This window comes from Bartonella taylorii 8TBB (assembly GCF_902825155.1).
GTDB classification, from domain to species: domain Bacteria; phylum Pseudomonadota; class Alphaproteobacteria; order Rhizobiales; family Rhizobiaceae; genus Bartonella; species Bartonella taylorii_A.
This window is the reverse complement of record NZ_CADEAG010000003.1, coordinates 68,543-91,807: the sequence shown is the minus strand read 5'-3', so window position 1 is coordinate 91,807 and position 23,265 is coordinate 68,543. Positions and strand designations below refer to the sequence as shown.

The 23,265-nt window shown below is 38.6% G+C and carries 23 protein-coding genes; 9 read left to right on the top strand and 14 right to left on the bottom strand.

From position 1 onward, the window contains the following. Positions 1-3: 3 nt before the first annotated feature. The 7 genes from J7R13_RS03600 to rpsF all read right to left on the bottom strand — a co-directional run bounded on the left by J7R13_RS03600 (position 4) and on the right by rpsF (position 6,565). The gene (locus tag J7R13_RS03600; protein WP_208437511.1) at positions 4-546 is read right to left on the bottom strand and encodes a CvpA family protein; all 543 of its coding nucleotides are present in this window, start codon (positions 544-546) and stop codon (positions 4-6) included. 121 nt (positions 547-667) lie between these two features. Next, the gene (gene radA / locus J7R13_RS03595; RefSeq protein ID WP_208437510.1) at positions 668-2,062 is read right to left on the bottom strand and encodes a DNA repair protein RadA; all 1,395 of its coding nucleotides are present in this window, start codon (positions 2,060-2,062) and stop codon (positions 668-670) included. Between the two features lie 6 nt (positions 2,063-2,068). After that, entirely contained in the window at positions 2,069-3,559 is a 1,491-nt protein-coding gene (locus tag J7R13_RS03590) for a replicative DNA helicase (RefSeq protein WP_208437597.1), read from the bottom strand. 595 nt (positions 3,560-4,154) lie between these two features. Beyond that, positions 4,155-4,751 (bottom strand): 50S ribosomal protein L9, encoded by a 597-nt coding sequence (rplI, locus tag J7R13_RS03585; RefSeq protein ID WP_208437509.1) that lies wholly within the window; start codon positions 4,749-4,751, stop codon positions 4,155-4,157. Positions 4,752-4,775: 24 nt separating this feature from the next. After that, positions 4,776-5,756 (bottom strand): hypothetical protein, encoded by a 981-nt coding sequence (locus tag J7R13_RS03580; protein WP_208437508.1) that lies wholly within the window; start codon positions 5,754-5,756, stop codon positions 4,776-4,778. A 153-nt stretch (positions 5,757-5,909) separates the two neighbouring features. Further along, positions 5,910-6,158 carry a 30S ribosomal protein S18 gene (gene rpsR, locus J7R13_RS03575; RefSeq protein WP_208437507.1) on the bottom strand — a complete coding sequence of 83 codons (249 nt, stop codon included), beginning with the start codon at positions 6,156-6,158 and terminating at the stop codon, positions 5,910-5,912. Beyond that, positions 6,158-6,565 (bottom strand): 30S ribosomal protein S6, encoded by a 408-nt coding sequence (gene rpsF, locus J7R13_RS03570; protein WP_208437506.1) that lies wholly within the window; start codon positions 6,563-6,565, stop codon positions 6,158-6,160. Before rpsF ends, rpsR begins: the two co-directional genes overlap by 1 nt. 349 nt (positions 6,566-6,914) lie before the next feature. Between rpsF and J7R13_RS03565 the strand changes: the two genes are divergently transcribed. The 7 genes from J7R13_RS03565 (at position 6,915) to gmk (ending at position 13,079) form a co-directional block, all read left to right on the top strand. Beyond that, complete coding sequence (locus J7R13_RS03565) at positions 6,915-7,505, top strand: undecaprenyl-diphosphatase (protein ID WP_208437505.1); 591 nt, start codon at positions 6,915-6,917, stop codon at positions 7,503-7,505. A gap of 76 nt (positions 7,506-7,581) precedes the next feature. Then, positions 7,582-8,526 carry an ACP S-malonyltransferase gene (fabD, locus tag J7R13_RS03560; RefSeq protein ID WP_208437504.1) on the top strand — a complete coding sequence of 315 codons (945 nt, stop codon included), beginning with the start codon at positions 7,582-7,584 and terminating at the stop codon, positions 8,524-8,526. A gap of 19 nt (positions 8,527-8,545) precedes the next feature. Further along, positions 8,546-9,283 (top strand): 3-oxoacyl-[acyl-carrier-protein] reductase, encoded by a 738-nt coding sequence (fabG, locus tag J7R13_RS03555; RefSeq protein WP_208437503.1) that lies wholly within the window; start codon positions 8,546-8,548, stop codon positions 9,281-9,283. 261 nt (positions 9,284-9,544) lie between these two features. After that, a complete protein-coding gene (locus J7R13_RS03550; protein ID WP_208437502.1) occupies positions 9,545-9,781 on the top strand; it encodes an acyl carrier protein in 237 nt (78 codons plus the stop codon). A 101-nt stretch (positions 9,782-9,882) separates the two neighbouring features. Continuing rightward, positions 9,883-11,145 carry a beta-ketoacyl-ACP synthase II gene (gene fabF, locus J7R13_RS03545; RefSeq protein ID WP_208437501.1) on the top strand — a complete coding sequence of 421 codons (1,263 nt, stop codon included), beginning with the start codon at positions 9,883-9,885 and terminating at the stop codon, positions 11,143-11,145. 95 nt (positions 11,146-11,240) lie between these two features. Further along, complete coding sequence (gene mltG / locus J7R13_RS03540; protein WP_208437500.1) at positions 11,241-12,347, top strand: endolytic transglycosylase MltG; 1,107 nt, start codon at positions 11,241-11,243, stop codon at positions 12,345-12,347. 66 nt (positions 12,348-12,413) lie between these two features. Next, complete coding sequence (gene gmk, locus J7R13_RS03535) at positions 12,414-13,079, top strand: guanylate kinase (protein WP_208437596.1); 666 nt, start codon at positions 12,414-12,416, stop codon at positions 13,077-13,079. Between the two features lie 47 nt (positions 13,080-13,126). On the opposite strand, the gene rsmA is transcribed toward gmk, so the two are convergent. From rsmA to lptF, 6 genes are all read right to left on the bottom strand, one after another. Further along, positions 13,127-13,957, bottom strand: coding sequence for a 16S rRNA (adenine(1518)-N(6)/adenine(1519)-N(6))-dimethyltransferase RsmA (gene rsmA / locus J7R13_RS03530; protein WP_208437499.1), 831 nt, complete (start codon positions 13,955-13,957; stop codon positions 13,127-13,129). Continuing rightward, a complete protein-coding gene (gene pdxA, locus J7R13_RS03525) occupies positions 13,948-14,961 on the bottom strand; it encodes a 4-hydroxythreonine-4-phosphate dehydrogenase PdxA (protein ID WP_208437498.1) in 1,014 nt (337 codons plus the stop codon). Before pdxA ends, rsmA begins: the two co-directional genes overlap by 10 nt. Further along, entirely contained in the window at positions 14,961-15,917 is a 957-nt protein-coding gene (locus J7R13_RS03520) for a SurA N-terminal domain-containing protein (protein ID WP_208437497.1), read from the bottom strand. Before J7R13_RS03520 ends, pdxA begins: the two co-directional genes overlap by 1 nt. Before the next feature lie 116 nt (positions 15,918-16,033). Beyond that, positions 16,034-18,388, bottom strand: a complete 2,355-nt coding sequence (locus J7R13_RS03515) for an LPS-assembly protein LptD (RefSeq protein WP_208437496.1) — start codon at positions 18,386-18,388, stop codon at positions 16,034-16,036. After that, the gene (lptG, locus tag J7R13_RS03510) at positions 18,389-19,480 is read right to left on the bottom strand and encodes an LPS export ABC transporter permease LptG (protein ID WP_208437495.1); all 1,092 of its coding nucleotides are present in this window, start codon (positions 19,478-19,480) and stop codon (positions 18,389-18,391) included. Continuing rightward, positions 19,477-20,667 carry an LPS export ABC transporter permease LptF gene (gene lptF, locus J7R13_RS03505; protein ID WP_208437494.1) on the bottom strand — a complete coding sequence of 397 codons (1,191 nt, stop codon included), beginning with the start codon at positions 20,665-20,667 and terminating at the stop codon, positions 19,477-19,479. Before lptF ends, lptG begins: the two co-directional genes overlap by 4 nt. Before the next feature lie 405 nt (positions 20,668-21,072). Between lptF and J7R13_RS03500 the strand changes: the two genes are divergently transcribed. Both J7R13_RS03500 and J7R13_RS09560 read left to right on the top strand, forming a co-directional pair. Beyond that, a complete protein-coding gene (locus tag J7R13_RS03500) occupies positions 21,073-21,519 on the top strand; it encodes a DNA polymerase III subunit chi (RefSeq protein WP_208437493.1) in 447 nt (148 codons plus the stop codon). Positions 21,520-21,686: 167 nt separating this feature from the next. Beyond that, positions 21,687-21,950, top strand: a complete 264-nt coding sequence (locus J7R13_RS09560) for a hypothetical protein (RefSeq protein WP_246786270.1) — start codon at positions 21,687-21,689, stop codon at positions 21,948-21,950. Here the strand turns inward: J7R13_RS09560 and J7R13_RS03495 are convergent. Further along, entirely contained in the window at positions 21,947-23,236 is a 1,290-nt protein-coding gene (locus J7R13_RS03495; protein WP_208437492.1) for an MFS transporter, read from the bottom strand. The genes J7R13_RS09560 and J7R13_RS03495 overlap by 4 nt on opposite strands. Positions 23,237-23,265 lie beyond the last annotated feature (29 nt).

Below are 23,265 nucleotides of genomic sequence, written 5' to 3'. Positions count from 1 at the left end.
TATTTATTTTTGTATATTAGTATCGTCTCCTTTTAAAATTTTTTCTGCCTTTTCGAGAACAATATCGAGATCTTTGGGGAGTATTTCCCAAACTTTTTGTCCTAATGAATCTAAGATGGGTTTTGTTGTTGCATTTTTTAACCAATGAGCTTGGTTCTCAGGTTTAATAAGCGCATTAATAAGGAGCATACCGATAACCATGATAAATAAACCGCGGAGTGCTCCAAAAACAAAACCGATAGTACGGTCTAGGATGCCAATTCGACTATCAATAATAAAATCAGAGATCTTCATTGTAATTATTGAAGTAATAATGAGAACAATAATAAAAATCGTAACCAATGTTGTAATCAACGCAATCATTTTATTAGAGAGATATTGCTCAAAGAAGGGCAAGACAGGTTTAAATAAAAACAGTGTAGCAACAGCTGCGATCGCCCAAGAAGCCAACGAAAGCACTTCGCGTGAAAACCCTCGGAGCATAGCGAGAAAAGCGGAGAACAGGATGACAGCTACGACAATTCCATCAAGGACTGTTATGATCATTTGTTTGTTCCTTATACATAAAGTTGTGTTCTTTTAAGTTATATACAAATGCATTTCTGGTTATGCTATTTTCTGTTCTTATAGCAGGGATTTTATATTTTGTAGAGTTTTTTCTATATTATCATGTGTGTGGTGCAGACCATCTTTTACCTGCGGTAATAGCGGCAACCAGCTCAGGAAGGTCGGAGACTGTTTTTCGTTGAAAATTTAGTGATTTCACCATTTTTGTCGTTGTAGTAGGTTGAACAGCTCCTTGAAAGCCAAGTTTTTTTGCTTCATTGATGCGCTGTGTTGAATGAGCAACAGCGCGGATAGCTCCTGAAAGGCTGATTTCACCAAAATAGACACAATTCGTTGGGAGAGGAATATTTGCGAGAGAGGATACCAAGGCTGCTGCAACAGCTAAATCAGCTGCTGGCTCTGATATGCGATATCCACCTGCAACGTTAAGATAGACGTCGTGTTGTCCAAAGCGAACGCCGCAATGGGCCTCTAGAACAGCAAGAATCATTGAAAGGCGATTTCCATCCCATCCTACAACAGCACGTCGTGGTGTTCCAAGTGAAGAGGGAGCAACAAGTGCTTGAATTTCTACTAGTATCGGGCGTGTCCCTTCCATTCCTGCAAAAACAGCAGCTCCTGGAGCTTTTTCATTTCGTTCACCCAAAAACAGTTCAGATGGATTGATGACCTCCCGTAATCCTTTATCAGACATTTCAAAAACACCAATTTCATTGGTTGGTCCGAAACGGTTTTTTACAGTTCTAAGGATTCTATAATGATGTCCACCTTCACCCTCAAAATAGAGAACACCATCAACCATATGTTCGACAACACGAGGACCAGCAATTTGTCCATCTTTGGTAACGTGGCCGACAAGAACAACAGCTGCTCCTGTTTTTTTAGCAAAGCGGATCATTGCTTGAGCGCCGATGCGTACTTGTGTGACGGTACCAGGCGCTGAATCAGCAGCATCTGACCAGAGAGTTTGAATAGAATCGATAATGACCATATCAAGATTTTTATGTTCACTTAAAGTTGCAAGGATATCTTCAACATTAGTCTCAGCGGCAAGTCTAACCTCTGTATTGGCGGCTTCAAGCCTTTTTGCACGAAGGCAGATTTGAGCAATAGCTTCTTCGCCTGAAACATAGATAACATTATGTCCATTTTGCGATAAAGCAGCAGCTGTTTGTGTCAGCAATGTTGATTTTCCAATACCTGGGTCGCCACCGATGAGTAATGCTGATCCACGCACAAAGCCTCCTCCGGTGACACGATCAAGTTCAGCAATACCAGAATGGATACGGGGAGCATCTTCAAGATTTTCAGAAAGAGATGTAAGGGCAACTATACGTCCCTTGCGGACATTTTGCATAGGACCAGTACCGATGCCACCATTCGCATTTTCTTCGATAAGGGAATTCCATTCGCCACAAGAACTACATTTCCCAGCCCAACGTGAATAAATGGTTCCACAATTTTGGCAGATAAATTGAATACGGTTGCGTGCCATAGTGATTTAACCAATTTGTTCCGGAAGATAATTACTGTCTGCCAAATCGCTGAAACGTGTGAAATCAGATTGAAAGGCAAGATGAATGGTTCCTGTTGGTCCATGGCGTTGTTTTGCGACAATAACGTCAGCTTTTCCAAAAGCTTTGTCCATTGCATCTTGCCATTTTATATATTCAGGACTACCTATCTTAGGTTCTTCATTTTTGAGGTAATATTCTTCACGGTAGACAAAAAGAACGATGTCGGCATCTTGCTCAATTGAACCAGATTCTCGTAAATCTGAAAGTTGTGGTCGTTTATCTGTGCGATTTTCGACTTGGCGCGAAAGTTGTGAAAGAGCAATAATAGGAATATTTAATTCTTTCGCCAATGCTTTTAATCCTGTGGTAATCTCTGTAATTTCTTGAACACGATTTTCTGAGGAACGCTTTGAATGGCTCGTCATAAGCTGGATATAGTCAATAATCAGGACATCCAAACCATGTTGCCGCTTGAGACGTCGTGCACGAGCAGCCAGTTGCGTAATTGATATACCACCAGTTTGATCAATATAAAGCGGTGCTTTTTGTAAGCGATTCATTGCACGGATGATTTTAGAAAATTGCTCTTCTGAAATATTCCCTCGCCGGATATCAGAAGAAGAGACCTCTGTTTGTTCGGAAATAATACGGGTTGCAAGTTGTTCTGATGACATTTCAAGCGAGAAAAATCCAACAACACCTCCTTCATTTTCTTCTGTTGTGCCATCACGATTGCAAGTACTGGCAATATTAAAAGCAATATTGGTAGCCAGTGACGTTTTCCCCATACCAGGGCGTCCAGCGAGAATAATTAAGTCAGAGGGTTGTAATCCGCCCATTTTTTCATCAAGCGTTTTAATGTGAGTAGCTATCCCAGACAAGCGTGAAGAACGCTTTTTAGCAGCGCTTGCCATATCCAGTGCTTTTTTGATAGCTTCATTGAAATTTTCAAATCCCCCTCCATATTTTCCCTTTTCTGCTAATTCAAACAAATTTTGTTCAATAGTTTCAATTTGTTGGGATGGAGTAAGTTCGATAGGAGCATTAAAGGCTGTATTGACAACTTGAGTTCCAAGATTAATCAAAGAGCGTCGTATAAAAAGATCATAGATGACCCGTCCGTAGTCTTCAGAATTAATGATTGTCACCGCTTCTGTGGCTAAACGCACAACGTAATTGTATACGGTGATATCTCCAATCTTTTCTTCGGCTGGAATGAAAGATTTAATAGTACGAGGTTCTGCAAGCCTTCCGTTTTTGATAATGTAAGACAAAACGTCGTAGATTTTTTGATGCAAAGGTTCAAAAAAATGTTCTGGTTTTAGAAAATCTGAGACGCGATCAAGTGCGTCATTGTTAATGAGGATTGCTCCAAGCAACGCTTGTTCAGCCTCAATATTATGTGGAAGTTGTTGAAATGAAGGAGGATCCTCTTTTTGTGAAGAGCTGAAATCAACAACACTTATTTCTTCCATAACAGTTTTTTCCACTCAAATTCCACGTTTAGCTACTTAGGTGTATATCAAAAGGATACAGAGCAAATCTTCATTTTAAATCAAAACCTTATTTTCAATTTTTCAGGCTCTCTTCGATTTCTGATTCAGTATCTATGTATTATTTACATGCAACTTATTCCTTTACATTTTATTTTTATAATATGTAAGTTTCCCACGTTACACTTTTGATGTTATGTGATGCAAAAGTTTCAATATCAGTATGCATAAGATTACTTTTCTTTGTAATTAGAATTATTTCAGGTGAAGTGAGAATGTAATCACTTAACCACTTTATACAAATACCACTTTTTTAAAAAGTAGGGATTTGTGTAACTATCTTCTGTTTCTATCTTAACAAAGCAATATATGGGAATAGTTTCGCTTACTGTGTTTATAGCTCCTAGTATGGTAGGTTTTTACATAATATACTAAACACTGCTTTCTTGTAAGAATTTAGTTTTCTAATGATAAAACAATAAAACGCTTAGCCTTTTAAGCTAAGCATTTTATAATATGTTAATATCTTAAACGATATAAAAATAAAAAATACAAGACAAGAAATAATAAAGAGCAATTAAGCTTCTTCATTAGTGCTGTCTACATCATTCTCATTACTTTCTTCTGCTAATAATTTATCTTGATTATCTTCTACGAATTCATCTTGAATATCATATATTGCTTCAGCAGAGGTCAGATTTTCTCCTTCGGCTTGGCGTTGTGCTTCACTAGCTGAACGTGCAACATTAATGATTACAGAAATTTGAACTTCAGGGTGGAGGGTAAGAGTGATGGTATGGAGTCCAATAGTTTTTATTGGATGATTCAATTCAACCTGATTGCGTCCAATAGAAAAGCCTTCATCTGTTATAATTTCAGAAATATCACGTGTTGAGACAGATCCGTAAAGTTGCCCTGTTTCACCAGCGGAACGGACGGCAATAAATGATTTACCATCAAGTTTTTCAGCAACTTTTTGTGCTTCACTTTTTCGTTCAAGATTACGTGCTTCAAGTTGAGCACGCTGAATTTCAAAATGTTTTTTATTAGCTTCATTTGCACGTAAAGCTTTACCTTGAGGCAAGAGAAAGTTACGTGCATAACCATCTTTAACTGAGACAATATCACCCATCTGACCAAGACGAGGAATGCGCTCAAGTAGAATAATATCCATAGTTTTTCCTTTCGAACAAATAAATTAATGGAGTTTTTTGCGTGATTGAAGATTGTATTGAATAGCTGCCCAAATGCCCATCAAAAGCATCATGAAAGAAATAGGTGGAGCAAAAACGACGGTTAAAATGGCAATATAAACAAGAGAGAGTATAATAATCCGACCGTTGATCCCTTTCGTAATATTGTGGAGATATGCTAATCCACTGATTGATATGATGACAGTGTATGCAGTACTAAAGACACGCGTACTCAAATTAGCAGTAGCGCTCAATTCAACCATTGATGCTGTGCAAACAATAATGAAAATAAAAATTCCAGAGATTGGAAGGCGGAGAGTCTGGCTCCAATCATCACGGGGTCTTTTCAACCATTTCATATATTGTGCTGTTATCATCGAAAAATAAAGATTACCAATGAGAAAAACCAAACTATAAATAGTCAAAGCAACAGCAGTCAGAGTTGCTGTATGCGTCATTAAAAGTTCACTAAAAGCGCGTATATCGGTTTCTTTTATTGACTGTGATTGTTGCATAGCTTGTGCTATGTTTTCGGTGATTTTTTTTGCAATAACGGGTGTGGAAGGACGGGTTTGAACATAAAGTCCAATGAAGGTTGCCATAAGAGCAATAAAATTGGTTAAATGAAAAATAACCGATGATAATGGATACCAAATCAGAGTGTTTTCTTTTTGTGCCGGTCGCGCAAGTCCAAGAAGCCAAGAAGCATAGACAGCAGGAAGAAAAAATAAGAGCATAAAACCAAGAGCAATATAGCTATTAGTGGTTATGACAAGAACAGCAGTGGCACTTACAAGAGCAACAAGGCTGGCTAATGTTCCTTGATTAAAAGCAACAATAAAAATTGGAAATGAAAGAAAACAACCAAGGAAAAAAGAAAAATAGGGCGCAATATTCGCAACACTAATGATTGCCATTCCTATCACAACAGCAAATAGTCCCGCTAAAATACCGGTCATTAATTTATAAATATGAAAGTTTTTCATTTATCGCTGTCCTGCCTTCTGCAGTTAGAGGTATTACAATACCCCAACTTTTGTATTTTACACAGTTCAATACAGCCTACAATCAGCCGTACCGTTAAATTACACAAGAAAAGCCACTGGGGAGATCCCCCAGCTGCATAATGTACTAATAGCTCACCTTATAACGTATGGAAGTAAGCCTAGAAAACGAGCACGTTTAATAGCATTCGCCAATTCACGTTGTTTTTTCTGACTGACAGCTGTAATTCGTGAAGGAACGATTTTTCCGCGTTCTGAAATATAACGCTGTAATAATTTAACATCTTTATAATCAATTTTGGGAGCATTAGCACCTGAAAACGGACATGTTTTACGACGACGGTGAAAGGGACGCCGCATTGCAGTTTGATTCATATCAGTCATCATTCTACTCCTTCTATGATATCTTCACGTTGACGATACGAGGAACGAGGACGCTCTTCATCTGGACCAATATGACCATTACGATCAATACGTGAAAACATAGCAGATTTCTCTTTTTCGTGTTTTTCTACGCGAATAGTCATGTAACGCAAAATATCCTCATTGATGCGCATTTGGCGTTCAACTTCAGCGATTGCTGCGGCTGGTGCATCAATATTAACCAGCACATAATAAGCTTTACGATTTTTGCGAATACGATACGCAAGGGAACGAAGCCCCCAATTTTCGACACGCCCAACTTTCCCACCGTGCGCTTCAATGACACCCTTGTAGACATTTACAAGTTCATCAATTTGCTGCGGTGCAACATCCTGTCGAGCAAGGAATATATGTTCATAAAGAGCCATTATTTTGCCTTTCTTCAATTAAATTTTACCGGTTTTAGCGCAAAGCCTCTGCGACTTGTCTTTTTTGGAAATCCAAAGAAGAAAGGACGCTTTTACAATTCGAGACATCCGAGAGCGGAGACACAGGAGGTCGGAAACATTGCGTCTCCTACTGGTTACTTTCCAGTCCTCCATTCAATCTCCAGCTAAAGTGCCGATAACGAACGTTTGACATTTACAGCTTATCTTTAAAAATAGCAAGTTTATGCGTATAAAAAATTGATTGATTGAATCTTGATATATTTTTGTACGTTTCACACTTTTACAACAGAGACAAAGCTGTAAGGCTACAAGCATGAAGGAGAGAAGAATGAATTTTTTAGACCGAGTTGATGTTGCATTTTTTCAAATGCTTGCTGGCAATCATCAATCGTGGTCGGTTTTAGTTGCATTTAGTATTTTTTGTGCAAAGTTTTTGATTTATGTTATCCCTCTACATTTTTGTGTGTTGTGGTTTTACGGTGGAAATATGGAACAGCGGCGCGTAGCACTAAGTATTTGCGTGAGTATTGGTGTGTCTCTTTTTATAGGTTATCTTATTTCTCTTATTTATTTTCATCCACGCCCATTTGTTACGGGTTTGGCGACACCCCTGATTAAGCACAATGCAACAGCTTCTTTTCCTAGCAATCATGCCGTAACTATTGCATCTTATGTGGCGAATCTTTATTTTTATCGATACAAAATTGCTTCTAAGTTTGCAGCAGTTCTTTTATGTTTGATTTGTTGGGCTCGCGTGTTTGTTGGTGTACATTATCCTTTTGATGTTTTAGCTGGTACGCTTTTAGGAGGTTTTATCAGTTGGGCTGTTATTCAGTTTGTGGCACCTTATTTTCCTAAGTTTTTATATAAAATACCACCATTAAAATATAACTTTAAGAGAGATATTTATTCCAAATAAGGTACTTTGTCTTGATTTGTGCTCATGAATAAGATCAAAAGAGAATAATTTAATTGCACAATTTAGGAGTCGATTGATGGTGGCAGCTTTTACTTTTCCAGGACAGGGGAGTCAGCTTGTTGGTATGGGCAAAGTGCTTACAGAGCAATTTGTTGCAGCGCGGATGGTTTTTGAAGAAGTTGATGATGCCCTAGGAGAGAAATTATCAGATATCATTTTTGAAGGGCCAGAAGATGTTTTGACGTTAACAGCAAATGCACAACCAGCATTAATGGCTGTATCTATGGCTGTTATTCGTGTGATGGAACAATTGGGGCTTAATATAAAAGAAAAGGTAAAATTTGTTGCAGGCCATTCTTTAGGCGAATATTCAGCTCTTTGTGTTGCTGGTACATTTAGTCTGACTGATACGGCAAAACTTTTGCGCATACGTGGGAATGCTATGCAGGCTGCTGTCGCTATTGGTGAGGGTTCTATGGCAGCACTTATTGGTTTAGATGAGCAAGATGTGGAAGAAATTTGCAAAACCGTTTCTGAAGAAGGACTATGCCAGATTGCTAATGATAATGGAGGAGGACAAATTGTTATTTCAGGGGAGACAAAGGCGGTCGAGACAGCGGTAAAGATTGCGTCAGAAAAAGGTGCTAAACGTGCACTTCTTCTTCCTGTTTCTGCGCCTTTCCATTCAACCTTAATGCAACCTGCCGCTGATGCCATGAAGAAAGCACTTTTGTCTGTTAACAAAATGGCCCCTCTAGTTCCTCTCATTGCTAATGTCTCGGTTGCGCCAGAGAGCGATCCAGAGCGTATTGTTACGCTTCTTGTTCAACAAGTCACAGGGAGAGTGCGATGGCGTGAAACAATAGAGTGGATTGGTGCCAATGGGGTTGATACGCTTTTTGAAGTTGGTTCTGGAAAAGTATTAACAGGTTTAGCGCGTCGTATTAACAAAGACATAAAGGGATTAACAATTGGGACAGCTGAAGAAATAGAAGCCGCACTACAGGTGCTTGGCGTTTAATCTGTAAGGAGTCTAAAAAATGTTTAAATTAACAGGTCGTAAAGCTTTGGTGACGGGAGCATCCGGAGGAATTGGTGAGGCAATTGCGCGATGTTTCCACGCGCAAGGGGCAATTGTTGGGCTCCATGGAACGCGTGAAGACAAGCTTAAGAAAGTGGCCACAGATTTGGGGCAAAATGTTTTTGTATTTCCTGCTAATCTTTCTGAGCGTAAATCTATTAAGCAGTTAGCTGAAGCGGCAGAAAAGGAAATGGATGGTGTTGATATTTTAGTTAACAATGCCGGAATCACCCGTGATGGTCTTTTTGTACGTATGCAAGATCAAGACTGGGATGATGTCTTAGCGGTTAATCTAACAGCTGCTTCTACTTTAACACGTGAATTAACACATTCTATGATGCGACGTCGCTATGGGAGGGTTATTAACATAACATCTATTGTTGGAGTTGTTGGAAACCCTGGGCAAACCAACTATTGTGCTGCGAAAGCCGGTTTGATAGGCTTTTCTAAATCATTGGCACAAGAAATTGCTTCACGAAATATTACTGTTAATTGTATTGCTCCAGGATTCATTAAGTCTGCAATGACTGACAAACTTAACGAAAAACAAAAAGAGACCATTATGACTGCGATTCCAATGAAGCGTATGGGAACGGGAAAAGAAATAGCTTTTGCTGCTGTTTATTTAGCGAGTGATGAAGCAGCATATATGACGGGACAAACACTGCACGTCAATGGTGGGATGGCAATGATTTAAGTATTTGCTTTATTCTACATTGATTTATAAGTCGTATTATTTTAGATAGTAATGAATGAAATGGAAAGATACATCTGTTTCTTTAACATGGTGAGTTAATCAATTTATATCGGAATGTCAGGTTGTTTTATTTTGTAGGGGATATCCACAGGATGTTTTAAATCGCTTCTAAAATCTTTAGAGTAATGCATCTATTGCTTGATTAGATGAGCCGATATAGCTAACCAATTATAGGAAATATATAAATTTAAGGATTTCAACATGAGTGATACAGTAGAGCGCGTTAAGAAAATTATCGTGGAGCATCTTGGTGTTAATGCAGATAAGGTAGTGGAAAATGCAAGCTTTATCGATGATCTAGGAGCAGATAGCCTTGATACGGTTGAGCTCGTTATGGCTTTTGAAGAAGAATTTGGTGTAGAAATCCCAGATGAAGCTGCTGAAACAATTTTCACAGTTGGTGATGCTGTAAAGTTTATCGATAAAGCTTCTTCGTGATGACTGAAAGGCAAAAGCGTAAAATACTTTTGTCTATATTCTTTGGGGCTGTTTTGAGAAGTGAGCTTTGAGGGGTGAATCTCAATTCAAGGTTAGAAGTTATGAGACGTGTTGTTGTTACTGGTTTAGGATTGGTGTCTCCGTTAGCTGGTGATGTCGAGTATAGTTGGAAACGACTTCTTGAAGGAAAAAGTGGCGTTCGACGCATTACTGAATTTGATGTGTCCGATTTGCCATGTCAGATTGCTGCTCGTATCCCCTTGGGAGATGGAACAGAAGGTACATATAATGCTGATTTGCATATGGACCCCAAGGAGCAGCGTAAGGTGGATGCATTTATTGTTTATGCAATGGCAGCTGCTGATCAAGCACTTTCAGATGCTGAGTGGTTTCCTCAGAATGATGAAGACCAGATTTGCACAGGTGTATTAATTGGTTCGGGGATTGGTGGCATTGAAGGCATTGTTGAGGCTGGTTATACGCTCCGTGATAAAGGTCCACGGCGTGTATCTCCCTTTTTTATTCCAGGACGTTTGATTAATCTTGCTTCTGGTTATGTGTCTATTAAATATGGTTTGCGTGGTCCTAATCATTCGGTTGTAACAGCTTGTTCAACAGGAGCGCATGCAATTGGTGATGCAGCGCGTTTAATTGCATTAGGTGATGCAGATGTAATGGTGGCGGGCGGCACTGAATCACCGATAAATCGGATATCTCTTGCTGGGTTTTCTGCTTGTAGAGCTCTTTCTACGTGTCGTAATGATGAACCTGAACGAGCGTCACGTCCTTATGATGCTGATCGTGATGGCTTTGTGATGGGGGAGGGAGCTGCGATTGTTGTTTTAGAAGAGCTTGAACATGCAAAAAAACGGGGTGCTCGTATTTATGCTGAGGTCATTGGCTATGGTTTATCTGGTGATGCTTACCACATTACAGCTCCTTCAGAGAGTGGTGAAGGTGCGCAGCGCAGTATGATGGCTGCTCTTAAGCGTGCACAAGTGAATGTAAGCGATATCGATTATATTAATGCCCACGGAACCTCAACGATGGCAGATGCCATAGAATTAGCGGCTGTTGAACGTGTTTTGGGACATTATGCGCCACAAGTATCTATGTCATCAACAAAATCATCTGTGGGGCATTTACTTGGTGCAGCTGGTGCCGCTGAGGCTATTTTTTGTGTTTTAGCTATACGAGATAATATAGCTCCAGCAACACTTAATCTTGACAATCCTTCTATTGAAACAAAAATTGATCTTGTTCCACATAAACCACGCGAACGGAAGATTGATACGATTCTTTCCAATTCCTTTGGGTTTGGTGGGACAAATGCATCTTTGGTGATGCGGCGCTTTGGGGAATAAAACATTTTTATCTGTTTCTGTGTTTTCTACTTCATTGTAAAAGTTAAGTGAGAGATTATTGTTGTAATATCTAAAAATTGTTGAGGGTGATAGTTGTGTCCGATGTGAAAAATGATCAACCGCTGAAGGACGTAGATGGCTCCTCTTCGAATCATAGAAATAATAGTGGTATGTTAGCACATGAGAAACCAAAGAGGTCATCTATTGTACGTAATCCGTTGATCGTTCTCGGTCATTTTTTTCTGATGATGGTTATGGTTGTTATTTTGTCCATCAGTATTCCTCTTTATATTGGAAAAATTGTTTTTGAAGGAAAGGGGATGGCAGAGGGGGAGAAAGTCGTTTTTATTTATCCTGGTACAGGAATTCGTGAAATTGCTTCGCTGCTTGAAAAATATGGTCTTATTCGATCATCTGACATTTTTGTTTATGGGGTTGGTTACCATAAAAAAACAACACACCTTAAGGCTGGGGAATATTTAATTCCAGCACATGCTTCGATGCGGGATATTATGGATATTCTTGTGAAAGGAAAATCTATTGAATATACGTTTACAGTGCCAGAAGGCTTGACGGTTCAACAAGTTTTTGATCGACTAGCTGCTAATGAAATTTTGATTGGAAATCTTCCCAAAGTTTTGCCTCCAGAGGGCAGTTTGATGACGGATACTGTTCGTTTTATTCGAGGAACAACGCGTGAGGAAATTATAAATAGACTGCGCGAAGGACAGAGCAAATTAGTCCATGCTATATGGGCTACACGTTCACCTGATCTACCAATTAAATCCATTGATGAATTTGTTATATTGGCATCTATTGTGGAGAAAGAAACAGGAATTGCAGCAGAGAGACCAAAGGTTGCTGCTGTATTTTATAACCGTCTTGCAAAACATATGCGTCTTCAATCTGATCCAACGGTAATTTATGGTCTCTTTGGTGGAAAAGGAATGCCATCCGGTCGTGCAATTTACCGTTCAGATCTTGAAAAAGAAACACCATATAATACGTATAAAATTAATGGTTTGCCACCAACAGCCATTGCGAATCCAGGTCGGGATTCTTTGCAAGCGGTAGCGCATTCACCAAGTAGTGACGTGCTCTATTTTGTAGCGGATGGTTCAGGAGGGCATGTTTTTTCTAGAACTTTGGAGGAACATAATGCAAATGTTCGCAAATGGCGTGCATTAAAAGCGACACATTAATTTTTGGGACTATAAAAAACATATTATTGAAGTTTTGAAGAAAAGTTAAAAAAGTAGAACAGTATGATGACATTCTTTAAGGATGAATTGACTGCTAAAAAAAGAGATAAACGTCGCGGTTTTTTATTTATTCTCTCTTCACCTTCAGGCGCTGGTAAATCAACCATTTCTCGCTTACTTTTGAAAGATGGGCAATTAGAGCTCTCCATCAGCGTGACAACACGGCAAAGACGTCCTAGTGAAGTAAATGGTCTTCATTATCATTTTATTTCAAAGAAAGAGTTTGAACGTAAGCGTGATGGTGATGAATTTATTGAATGGGCAGAAGTTCATGGAAATTATTACGGCACTTTACGTGAAAGTGTTGAAAACGCGTTAAGTGCTGGACGAGATATGTTATTTGATATTGATTACCAAGGTACAAAACAGCTTCAAAAAAAGATGCTAGGAGATACTGTATCTGTTTTTATTCTTCCACCATCAATGAAAGAGCTTGTTTCACGTTTGCATCGTCGAGCAGAAGATAGTCAAGATATCATTGATCTGCGACTGGAGAATGCACGGACGGAAATGCAGCATTGGCGTTCTTATGATTATGTCGTTATTAATAAGGATTTAAATCAGTCTTTGTCGCTTATTAAATCGATTTATTTAGCCGAAACAGCAAAACGTGAGCGGTGCTTCTTTCTTGAATCTTTCATTGACGGGCTTATTGCTGAAAAGATTGATTAATATTCTTATTGTGTTGAAAAGGAATAATGAGCAAAAAGTTATGCTGTTTAAATCACCAAATTAGCTAAAGCCACAAACTCGGCAATTGAAAGTGTTTCAGCGCGGCGTGTTCCATCGATTCCAGCTTTTTCTAAAAGCATTTCATCTCCAAGTGTTTTGAGATTTTGACGAAGCATTTTTCGTCTTTGTCCAAAAGCGGTTTTTGTGACAAAGCTTAATTTTTGTGCAGAACAGGGAAGAGGTTGTGTTCGCGGAATGATATGAACAACGGAAGAAGTTATTTTGGGTGCTGGTATAAAGGCTTGAGGAGGCACATCAAAAGCAATTTTAGCAGCGGTACGCCATCCAGTTAAGACACTAAGACGCCCATAGTGAGCCGAGTGAGGTTTTGCGGTAATGCGGTTGGCAACTTCACGTTGAAACATCAATGTCATTGATTCATAAAAAGGAGGCCATGGTTCAGCCAACAACCAATTTAATAAAAGTTGTGTTCCAATATTATAGGGAAGATTTGCAATAATGCGTGGTTTTTCTGGATATGTTTCAAAGAGTTTTGAAAAATCTTGCTTTAGTGCGTCATTACAAATAAGTTTTAGTTTTTGAGGATAGTGCTGCTCTATCTCTAAAAGAGCTGGTATACAACGTTCATCACGCTCTATCGCTGTAACAATGGCACCTTTTGCAAGCAAGGCACGTGTCAGCCCCCCAGGACCTGGACCAACTTCAATAACAGGTTTTCCTTCTATATTTCCTGCTTGATGAGCAATTTTAGATGTTAAATTAAGATCAAAAAGAAAATTTTGGCCCAAAGACTTATGAGCTTGTAATCGATATTTATTAATTACTTCACGCAGAGGAGGAAGAGCATCTATTGGCATGATATCAAACTATTTTTTGCAAGTTGGCTTGCAAGTTTAAGAGCAGAAATAAAGCTTTCAGGAGAGGCTATTCCTTTATCAGCAATATCAAAAGCAGTTCCGTGATCTGGTGAAGTACGAATAAAAGGGAGTCCTAAAGTGATATTGACAGTGGTGTCAAAGTCCAATGTCTTAACAGGAATAAGGGCTTGGTCGTGATACATGCAAAGAGCAACATCATATGCCTGTCTTGCTTTTTCATGGAACATTGTATCGGCAGGCAGTGGACCTACAATATTGAATCCTTTATTTTTAAGGTATTCAACAGCAGGAAGGATAATTTCAATATCTTCTTTACCCATTGCCCCTTCTTCTCCAGCATGAGGATTAAGGCCAGCAATAGCGAGACGAGGAGAAGTTATTTTAAATCGCGTTTTTAAGTCGTTTTCAGTAATTAATGCCGTTTGAATAATTAAATCGCGAGTGACATGTGAGGGGACTTCATTGAATGGAATATGAACAGTAATGGGAACTGTTTTTAATCGAGGTCCAGATAACATCATAACCGGATGATAGCATTTATCGAAGATTGTGTAGGCCAAATCAGCTAAGAATTCTGTATGACCTGGAAATTTAAACCCAGCGTCGTAAAGGCTTTTTTTTGCAATAGGGCAAGTAACGAGTGCGCACGCATGTCTATCTCGAATCAACTGAACGCTGCGTTTAATCGCTTCAATTATTCCAGCAGCATTATCAGGTGAAGGCGAGCCTAGTTGATCGCTTTGTCGGTTTTTTAATGGTATTATAGGGAGAGCAGTTTGAAAGTTTTTTACAGGATTATTTATTAAAACAGATTCTACTTCAACATCTATATGTAAAAAACGAGCGCGCGAACGAATAACGTCTGGATCAGCAAAAAGAGCAAAAGGCGGAACTTGACGTGTAACACGCAAACTCCACGCTTTTAATACTATTTCAGGACCAATGCCGGCAGGATCACCACCACTAACAATAAGTGCAGCCATTATGAGTTTTGAATACGCGCTACCCGCCGTAATTCTTCCAAATATTTCTCGCTTAATTTTTCAAGTTTTTGTGGGCTTTTTTGCTTATTATCTTGAATAGAAAATATGAGTCTGGCAACATAATCATCAGAAACTCTTTTTATTTTACAAACAGCAAGCGCCTCAATTCCATCAGATGTTTCTTGCAATTGGGTCATTTTTCCTACAGGTGTTGCAAGGATAGCTTGTTCCCACGCACTAGGAAGCTGGGGTTCGAGAAACTTTCCCAAGTTGCGGACAGTAACATCTAAAATACCACTTGCCTGTTTTCGGGTGTTAGCACATCCTCGGAAATGTGCACGAAAATTATTTGCTTCTCTCTGACGTCTTTCAAAGATTTCTGAACGGCGATGTGCAGGAATAACAAAAATAATTCGCTGTAGTGTATATTCATTGGTTGAAGGTTTCACACCACCATTTTTTAATATTCTGCGTACAGCCTCTTGTTCGGTAATCATACCCGCTTCAGATTGATAGCGTGCATTAACAAGACGTCCCCAACCTATTTGACCACGAATATAATCCTTAAAGTGTTGCACTGTGATATCATTTTGAATCAGAATCTGGTTGAGCTGATCAATGCTCATATTATTTTGCGTTGCAAAATTCTCAAAAGCACTCTCAACCTCATTATTGCTCACCTCAATATTACGGCGCTTTATTTCGATATTTTTAAGTACTTCATTGATAAGCTCATTTTTGGCTTGTGCAACAAGATTACCTTGCTTCTGTTGTAATCTGAGAAAAGCAGCACGTCTTTGTATATCATAATTTGTGATAGGATTGCCATTGACTGTGACAGCAATGACAGTCTGCGCGAAGACTGACGGAATTAAAAATTCACCTACCATCAGGTTGTTTACACTCAAAGGTGCAATACAAAATAAAGTAAGAATACTCTTTTTAAATTTTTTCATATAAGTAGGCCTTCGCATTGTTCATTAATTCTAATTCATTACTCAAAATATACGTTTTTTTTCGTAAAAACAACGATAAGTTAAATCGGTTATACATTCTCTTTATAAATTTGAATTTATCTTTTTCCGATATCTGCAATTGTACGCAAGGAAAGAGAGAAATTAAAGTTTTGCAAAGGTGTTTTTTTTCCTGGATTAGTTACCTGCTGATAACCGAATGTTAGACCGAAACATTCATCTGTATAATTTAGGCTGATTCCCCGCTTTACGAATGTACCGGATACCAAATCATAACCAGCATTGCTGCTAAGAGACCAATAGTTAGCCAGTTTAAGATCAGTTTGAAAAGAAATCTCTTGGCGCTCTTGTGGATATTCATAATCTGATTGATTTGCGATATAGGCATATTGTACAGCCGCCCCAAAATTTTGCCATTTCTGTGATGCTTCAATTTCACTACGGTGGATTTTCCCTGTTTTTTTATCAAAACGTCCACGAGCTTCCAGAGAAAAACCGTTCTTATGGTTTGCACCAAACATTGCAACATAGTCTGAACGTTTTTCTTCGAGGCTAGAATGAATACCTACATTAACAAAGTCCTTTTCTGCAAAAGAATTTTTTCCTGCAAGATGAAAGGATTGTCCCACAAGACCATAAAGAGACCAACTATTGTTAAAATTTCCAGAATATCTGAGACCTATATTAGCTCTTGTTCCACCTTCTACGCGGTCATAACCAGAGAATTTATTACGTTGAAAAAGAGTTGTTGCATCAAATACAAAGCTTTGCGCGTCTTCATTAGGGACTTGTCCGATATATCGTTCATTATTACGGATAAAAATTTGTGTTGTTGGTTCTATAATATGTGTAGAATTGTTCAATGTAATGAGGAAGGGATACCGTAATTCCAAACCTGCCGTTGCCATGCCACGGAGTGCTGAGCGACGAAGCGTTGATGGGGAATCATTTATTATAGGAGCAGCACGGTTTTCGTTGATATTTGTTGTAATAATATCAGCACGTAGAGAGAGAATAGGGGTTAACATGAGGCCTTCACGTGTATTGAAGCGCTTTTTCCACTCGAGCTCATTTGTTAAACGAAAACTATTTCCAGCTATACCAGAAAGCCTAGTAGCATTAAGAGGATGGTTATTCCAGTCGCTAGAATTGAAGTCAGTATGACGACGATAAATTGATTGCATATTGCTATGAAAGGTAAGTATGCCAGTATAAACTGGCTCATCTGGTGTGAAAGAATAATCAATGCGAGGGAGAACCGACGCTTGCCGAGAGTGGCGTTCATAATGAGAGTCGCCCAATATTAAATCTTGAACTTTGAAATGATAAAAACGCATATCAAAGTGGTTTTTCCCTGCAAGTCCATTCAAATAAAGCTGAGAAAGCTGTGTAGGATTGTTATAGTTTTCAAGTTTATAGGCACGACTAAAATGTCGATCAGACTGTGCGAAAATATCCCATCCATAAGTCCAACGTGAATTAATACGAAAATCCCCCTTTGTTGCTAGCATATAACGGTTTTTATGCTGTGCATCAATTGTATCATTGTCAAAGTTGTGCGGTTTCATTTGGTATATATGAGCGAAGCGAATGTTGTAAGTGCCCGTTTTAAAATGTTGACGCCATTCACCCTCGGTTAAGAGTCCTTGTTGGGTATAGACCGTAGAAGAAAGTGTGAAATCATAATGGGGAGCGAGATTCCAGAAATAAGAATTTTTTATGCCCAAGCCAAGATAATCGGAATAAAAAAGACGAGGTGCAAGGAGACCGCTAACACGCTTTACAGTTGGATCATGGAGCTCAAAATTTGGAAATTGTATAATAGGTACACCAAAAACTTCAAAGCGGCTGTTTTCAAAGCGAATTTTTTTGGTGGTGTTATTCCATATAATTTTCCTCGCTCTAATTTTCCATAGAACTTCTCTATCTGGTTTATAAGAGCAAGGTTCACAGGCTGTGTAGGTTGCATCGTCGAAAACTGTTGTTTGGCTGTTGCTGCGTGTAGCACTTGCTGCTGCAAAATGGACGTTGTTAGCGGTATCAATGCGCAAGGCATTTACGAATCCTTCGCCAAAATCTTTGGTCATATCAATTTGGTCGGAATAAATTTTATTGCCATCTTTTTGAACAACTTCAACATTCCCTTGCGCTATGATCCGTCCTGTTTTTTGATTGTAAGTGACTCTTTGGGCGATAACTTTGTTGCTATCATATTCAATTTGGACATTGCCTTGTGCAGAAACAGTGTTTTCATCACGATTGTAGATGAGCTCATCTGCAGAGAGCAAGAGGGGGCTTACCGGATTTTGGATACGATTTTGAGTAATAGAAGTAAGGCTTTTGGCGTGTGCAGAACAGGATAAAGACACACCTAAAGAAAAGCCCATGACACTTTTAAAGGCAAGTACACTTAATTTTGTTAAAATCACTCTCTTACTTATTAATGCTTTCACTTAGCCATCCTCTTTATGAAGTAAAAAAGAGATTCCCAAAAACAATGCAATAACAACTGGTGTCCAAGCTGCAATAACTGGTGGAATATATCCAGCATTACCAAAAGCCTGAACGAGTACGGAAATAACATAAAGCATGAATCCAGCTAGTACGCCACCAAGAATCAATGTTCCAGATTGTCCAAAGCGTGTAAAGTTTAAAGATACAGTTGCTGCAATGAGAGTCATTGCTACAAGCAATGCAGGCAATGCAATCAAAGATTGTAAATACATATCAAAATTATTAGCAGAGTAACCAAATGAACGTGCGATCATAATTTTTTTTGGCAGTTGGTAAAATGGGATAGTTGCGGGACTCACTAAACGTTCAGTTAAAAACTCAGATTTTAAATTAGTTTTTATTTGAAACGTAGTAAATTTTTCAGGAGGACGTCCTATTTTATAAATTGTTCCATTTGTTAGCAGCCAAGCACCGTTTGTTAATGTTGCTTTTTTTGTGTTAATCCAATTTTTGACTGTAGCATTATCATTGTATTGTACAAAGGTTGCGTCAATAAGAGAAAGTCCTTGATCGGTGATAGATTTGGCACCAATGGTTGTTCTACCTGAATTTGTACGTTGTGTTAACCATGGGATACGCGTATTATGAAGAGATGTTAGTACATTATTATCACGCCACTCAGTCATCATTTTTTCTGCTTGAGAAAACCCCCATGCGGCAAGTGGGTTGATGAGAAAAATTGAAAATAATCCAAAAAGAAAAGCTCCCAAACAGGCAGGCATAAGAAATTGCCATGCAGAAACACCAATTGAACGAGTCACAACAAGCTCAAGTTTTCGATTAAGCGAGATCAACATTACCATTGCAGAAAAGAGCGCAATAAAGGGGATGAGTTGTTGCATGATAAAAGGGATGCGTAAAACAGAGATAAGAAAAGCATCTTTTGCCGTGTAATGGGGAAGGTTGGATAGCCGACCAGAGTTTTCTGTAAAGTCAATCAAAAGAGCAAGAAGCAAAATCCCCCCAAAAAAATAACAGGTCATTTTCACATAACGTATAAAAAAATATCGTCCAAGCGTCCACCCAATCATGATACCTCATCTGAGAGATATTGAGATTTTAGATGTTTAAATTTGCGGACAAATTTTTGAAAACCTATTTGAATAACCTCATTAAGTTTTGTGGGAATACCAATTTGATGATTTGTTAAGAGCATAAAAAAAATAAGAACACTCATGCCTATGGGGGTAATATAAAGAAGAGGAATGTATGCAAGATCGCTTTTTGCTTTTTCGGCGAAAAAATATCCTATCCAATACACCAGCAAAGAAAAGGCAATTGCAGAAAAGTTTGCAGAGTTACTTGCTTGTCGATATGAGCGTGTATCTCCTGCGGCTGCTAATGCAATGAGTGAAAAAACAATTGGATAGAGCCATTCTGTAAGCCTGCGGTGAAACTCAGCTTTATATTGGAGAGGTTTTCGCTGATAGTAGGGATCCCTTGGGTCAGGGCTTAGTAAATAAGAAAGTGGGCGATCTTTTGGGTAAAGTGTGGGCGCTTTATCATTGGGGATAAATTCACTTAAACTAAAGGTATATGAGCTAAATTGAACGATTGAGATACTGTCATTTTGACGATTGATCCTTTCTATTTCTCCGTTATTAAGAACGAGAAAACTACCTTTTTTGTTGCTCACAATGGACGCGTCTGTTGCATAATAAAAAAGATCAGTTTTAGGATCACGCTGGTCGGCAATGAAAAGACGCCCAAGCGTTCCATTTGGATTGCGTTCGCCAATTTCTATGTAAAGATTATTGGCTAGTTTTTGGAAGCTGCCTTCACTAATGAAAAGATTAATAAGATCAACATGCGCACTCGCTAGCATTTGTCGCATGTTAAAACGTGCTTGAGGAACAACAAAATTGGCTATAGAAAAGGAAGCACATGAGGCAACAATAGCGAGAAGAAGAATTGGTTTCCAAACAGTACTTTTGGGAAAACCCGAGGCACTGATGATCGCGAGCTCTGAGTCTTTATTCATTGCTGAAAGAGTGCTTGTAATTGCAATCACTAATGCAAATGGAATGACAAGAAAAATAACAGAAGGGATCAATGAGAGTGAAAAATGCAAGACTGTTAGGAGTGTTTGTCTGCTTGTTGTGAGAAAGTTTATCCTTGCAAGAATTTGCACTGTCCAACTGATACTGATTGCTGTAATCATGACAGCACCAAATAGGACAAGAACACGTTTCAGGATGTAGAACTCAATAATACGCATAGATTGGATAACAGCCTCAGTATTTAACCAAAAAGCAGGTATTTTACACTGCCTTGAATTAAAAATATAATCAAACTTAAAAAAGATATCTTTATATCTATTGCACATTTTTACCAAATAAATAGTGTAGAATGTTTGCCAGCGTTAATCTATTCTACCATATATTTTATTTTCGATGATAGAGAAGCTAGAAAACCAGCTAAAATAAACCTTTTTATTAATTAAAAAAAGATGATACATCTTTTTTCTTTTTCTCTCTTTAAGACACATGAAAAAAAAGGTAGAATGCACGATCTCAAAAAGAGGAATCGTTATATTTTTGGTCAATTCCTTTTGTGCTGGAGAGGATAGAAGTTTTTCCAGAAAGATGTTGGTTTTTTATAAAGGGTGATGAGGCTTGAGAGAATGGATATTCTGTTCTATCATTTAACGCAGTCAACGCTGGGAGATATTTTGCCAACGCTTGTGGAGCGTGCACTAGATCGTTTTGGTAAGGTAACAATACAATTTGTGAGTACAGAGCAACGCGATGCTATGGATACACGTTTATGGGTTTATGCTGATGAAGCATTTATTGGACATGGAACTGAATGTGATCAATATCCAAACTTTCAGCCTGTATTTCTTACCACGGGACAGGAAAATCCGAATGATTCAAAGATACGCTTTCTCATAGAGGGAGCTGTTTGTACGGATATTGATGTTTATCAGCGGCTTGTAGTGATATTTGATGGTCGAAACGATAAACAGTTGGATTTTGTTCGTGCACAGTGGAAAAAGTATAAAATGGAGAGTCATAATTTAACTTATTGGCAACAGACTGAAGATCGCTGTTGGGAAAAACAAGTTTGATGCGTGTAGCCTCTGTCATTTTGATTTTTATAGGATTGATAGGAATAATGAATCCGACACTCTTTATTGCAGAAGAATCAGGAGGGGTCGTTGGGTTTTTGTTGTGATTTTTCTTCTTGGAGTACTAAAGATGTGGACTGAAATCAAAAAAATAAACGGCAAAGATGATGATCATTGATCGAATTTTGCTTGTTTTATGGGCTGTGATGTTAGCGTTTTTTTGCGTTTTATGGTTGGGAACAACGCGTATCCTGTCACAAATGTTTCCTGTAGTTTATATAGGAACTATTGCAGACATTTTATTCTTTTTTCTGAGTGCATTGTTTGCTGGAATATTATGGTGGAGTGTACCGCACCCCATGTCTTTGAAAATGAAAATGGCGGCATTTCTGCCGCCAATATTCGTTTTATTTTTCTTCATTGTGTTCTAGCTGGATATTTCATCATCTTTAAATCCGACGAAGCAAAGCAATGAGATAAAAGAGGAAAGAAGTAAATAATAACCAATATAAGAAGCACCAAAATGTTGCACCAAATATTCTGCAATATAAGGTGCAAGAGATCCTCCAACAATACCGGATAAATTAAAGGTTACAGAGGCACCTGTGTACCGTATTTCTGTTGGGTATGGTGAAGCCAAAACAGCACCAAGCGGACTATATACCATTCCCATAATTGATAAGCCAATGGTAGACATCGCAAGGATTCCTAAGATTCCAGAGCTCAAGAAATAAGGAACCGCAAAAGAATAGACACCAAGAATGATTGTGACCCAGATCATCAAAGTTCTACGTCTAACACGATCAGCGATTTTTCCAGTGAGAACAGTAAAAATTGCACAGAAAACAGCACCGATAATTTCTACTTCAAGAGCTTGATAAAATGGCAATTGTAAATGGTTTGTCGCATAGCTTAACAAATAGGCACTAACCAAATAAAATAACACAAATGTCGCCATACCACAAAATGTACCAAGAAATAGAACCCGTGGATATTTTAAAAAGACATCTATTATAGGAGCTTTGACACGTTCTTTACGTTCAAGAGTTTTTTTGAATGCAGCTGTTTCGTTTATTGAAAAACGAACCAATAATCCCACAATCATAAGAGCCACTGAAGCGATGAAAGGAATACGCCATCCCCATGCCAAAAGTTCACCATGATCAAGAAAGTGCAACAGGCCTAAATAGACAGCAATAGACAAAAACAAGCCAAATGGAACACCTAATTGAGGAAACATTGCGTACCAGCCACGTTTCTCCGGAGGGGCATTTTCTGTTGCAAGGAGGACAGCTCCCGCCCATTCACCTCCTAATCCCATACCTTGTCCTATACGGCATAGCGTTAAAAAGAAAGGTGCCCACCACCCCGCGGTTTCATAAGTAGGAAGGAAACCAATAACAGCTGTTGACAACCCCATAGTCAGAAGTGCAGCGATAAGCGTCGCTTTTCGTCCGATTTTATCTCCAAAATGTCCAAAAACAATTGATCCTAAGGGACGGGAAAAAAAGGCCGCTCCAAAAATTAGGAAAGATTGTAAAATAGCAAGTTGATCATTTTGTGTTGGAAAAAATACATGAGGGAATATCAGTGCTGCAGCAGTTCCAAAGACATAAAAGTCAAAGTATTCAATTGTTGGTCCAATAAGGCTTGCAAATAAAATACGACTAGGGGAATTTTTTTTGCTTATACCTTGTGTTTCTGAGTTTATAGACATGAATAGAATGTCCCTTTCAGTATATGACA

Bases quoted from the DNA above. Each gene is read 5' to 3' on its own strand.
- J7R13_RS03600 (WP_208437511.1), bottom strand. From the start codon at position 546: ATGATCATAACAGTCCTTGATGGAATTGTCGTAGCTGTCATCCTGTTC.
- radA (WP_208437510.1), bottom strand. From the start codon at position 2,062: ATGGCACGCAACCGTATTCAATTTATCTGCCAAAATTGTGGAACCATT.
- J7R13_RS03590 (WP_208437597.1), bottom strand. From the start codon at position 3,559: ATGGAAGAAATAAGTGTTGTTGATTTCAGCTCTTCACAAAAAGAGGAT.
- rplI (WP_208437509.1), bottom strand. From the start codon at position 4,751: ATGGATATTATTCTACTTGAGCGCATTCCTCGTCTTGGTCAGATGGGT.
- J7R13_RS03580 (WP_208437508.1), bottom strand. From the start codon at position 5,756: ATGAAAAACTTTCATATTTATAAATTAATGACCGGTATTTTAGCGGGA.
- rpsR (WP_208437507.1), bottom strand. From the start codon at position 6,158: ATGACTGATATGAATCAAACTGCAATGCGGCGTCCCTTTCACCGTCGT.
- rpsF (WP_208437506.1), bottom strand. From the start codon at position 6,565: ATGGCTCTTTATGAACATATATTCCTTGCTCGACAGGATGTTGCACCG.
- J7R13_RS03565 (WP_208437505.1), top strand. From the start codon at position 6,915: ATGAATTTTTTAGACCGAGTTGATGTTGCATTTTTTCAAATGCTTGCT.
- fabD (WP_208437504.1), top strand. From the start codon at position 7,582: ATGGTGGCAGCTTTTACTTTTCCAGGACAGGGGAGTCAGCTTGTTGGT.
- fabG (WP_208437503.1), top strand. From the start codon at position 8,546: ATGTTTAAATTAACAGGTCGTAAAGCTTTGGTGACGGGAGCATCCGGA.
- J7R13_RS03550 (WP_208437502.1), top strand. From the start codon at position 9,545: ATGAGTGATACAGTAGAGCGCGTTAAGAAAATTATCGTGGAGCATCTT.
- fabF (WP_208437501.1), top strand. From the start codon at position 9,883: ATGAGACGTGTTGTTGTTACTGGTTTAGGATTGGTGTCTCCGTTAGCT.
- gmk (WP_208437596.1), top strand. From the start codon at position 12,414: ATGACATTCTTTAAGGATGAATTGACTGCTAAAAAAAGAGATAAACGT.
- rsmA (WP_208437499.1), bottom strand. From the start codon at position 13,957: ATGCCAATAGATGCTCTTCCTCCTCTGCGTGAAGTAATTAATAAATAT.
- pdxA (WP_208437498.1), bottom strand. From the start codon at position 14,961: ATGGCTGCACTTATTGTTAGTGGTGGTGATCCTGCCGGCATTGGTCCT.
- J7R13_RS03520 (WP_208437497.1), bottom strand. From the start codon at position 15,917: ATGAAAAAATTTAAAAAGAGTATTCTTACTTTATTTTGTATTGCACCT.
- lptG (WP_208437495.1), bottom strand. From the start codon at position 19,480: ATGATTGGGTGGACGCTTGGACGATATTTTTTTATACGTTATGTGAAA.
- lptF (WP_208437494.1), bottom strand. From the start codon at position 20,667: ATGCGTATTATTGAGTTCTACATCCTGAAACGTGTTCTTGTCCTATTT.
- J7R13_RS03500 (WP_208437493.1), top strand. From the start codon at position 21,073: ATGGATATTCTGTTCTATCATTTAACGCAGTCAACGCTGGGAGATATT.
- J7R13_RS09560 (WP_246786270.1), top strand. From the start codon at position 21,687: ATGATCATTGATCGAATTTTGCTTGTTTTATGGGCTGTGATGTTAGCG.
- J7R13_RS03495 (WP_208437492.1), bottom strand. From the start codon at position 23,236: ATGTCTATAAACTCAGAAACACAAGGTATAAGCAAAAAAAATTCCCCT.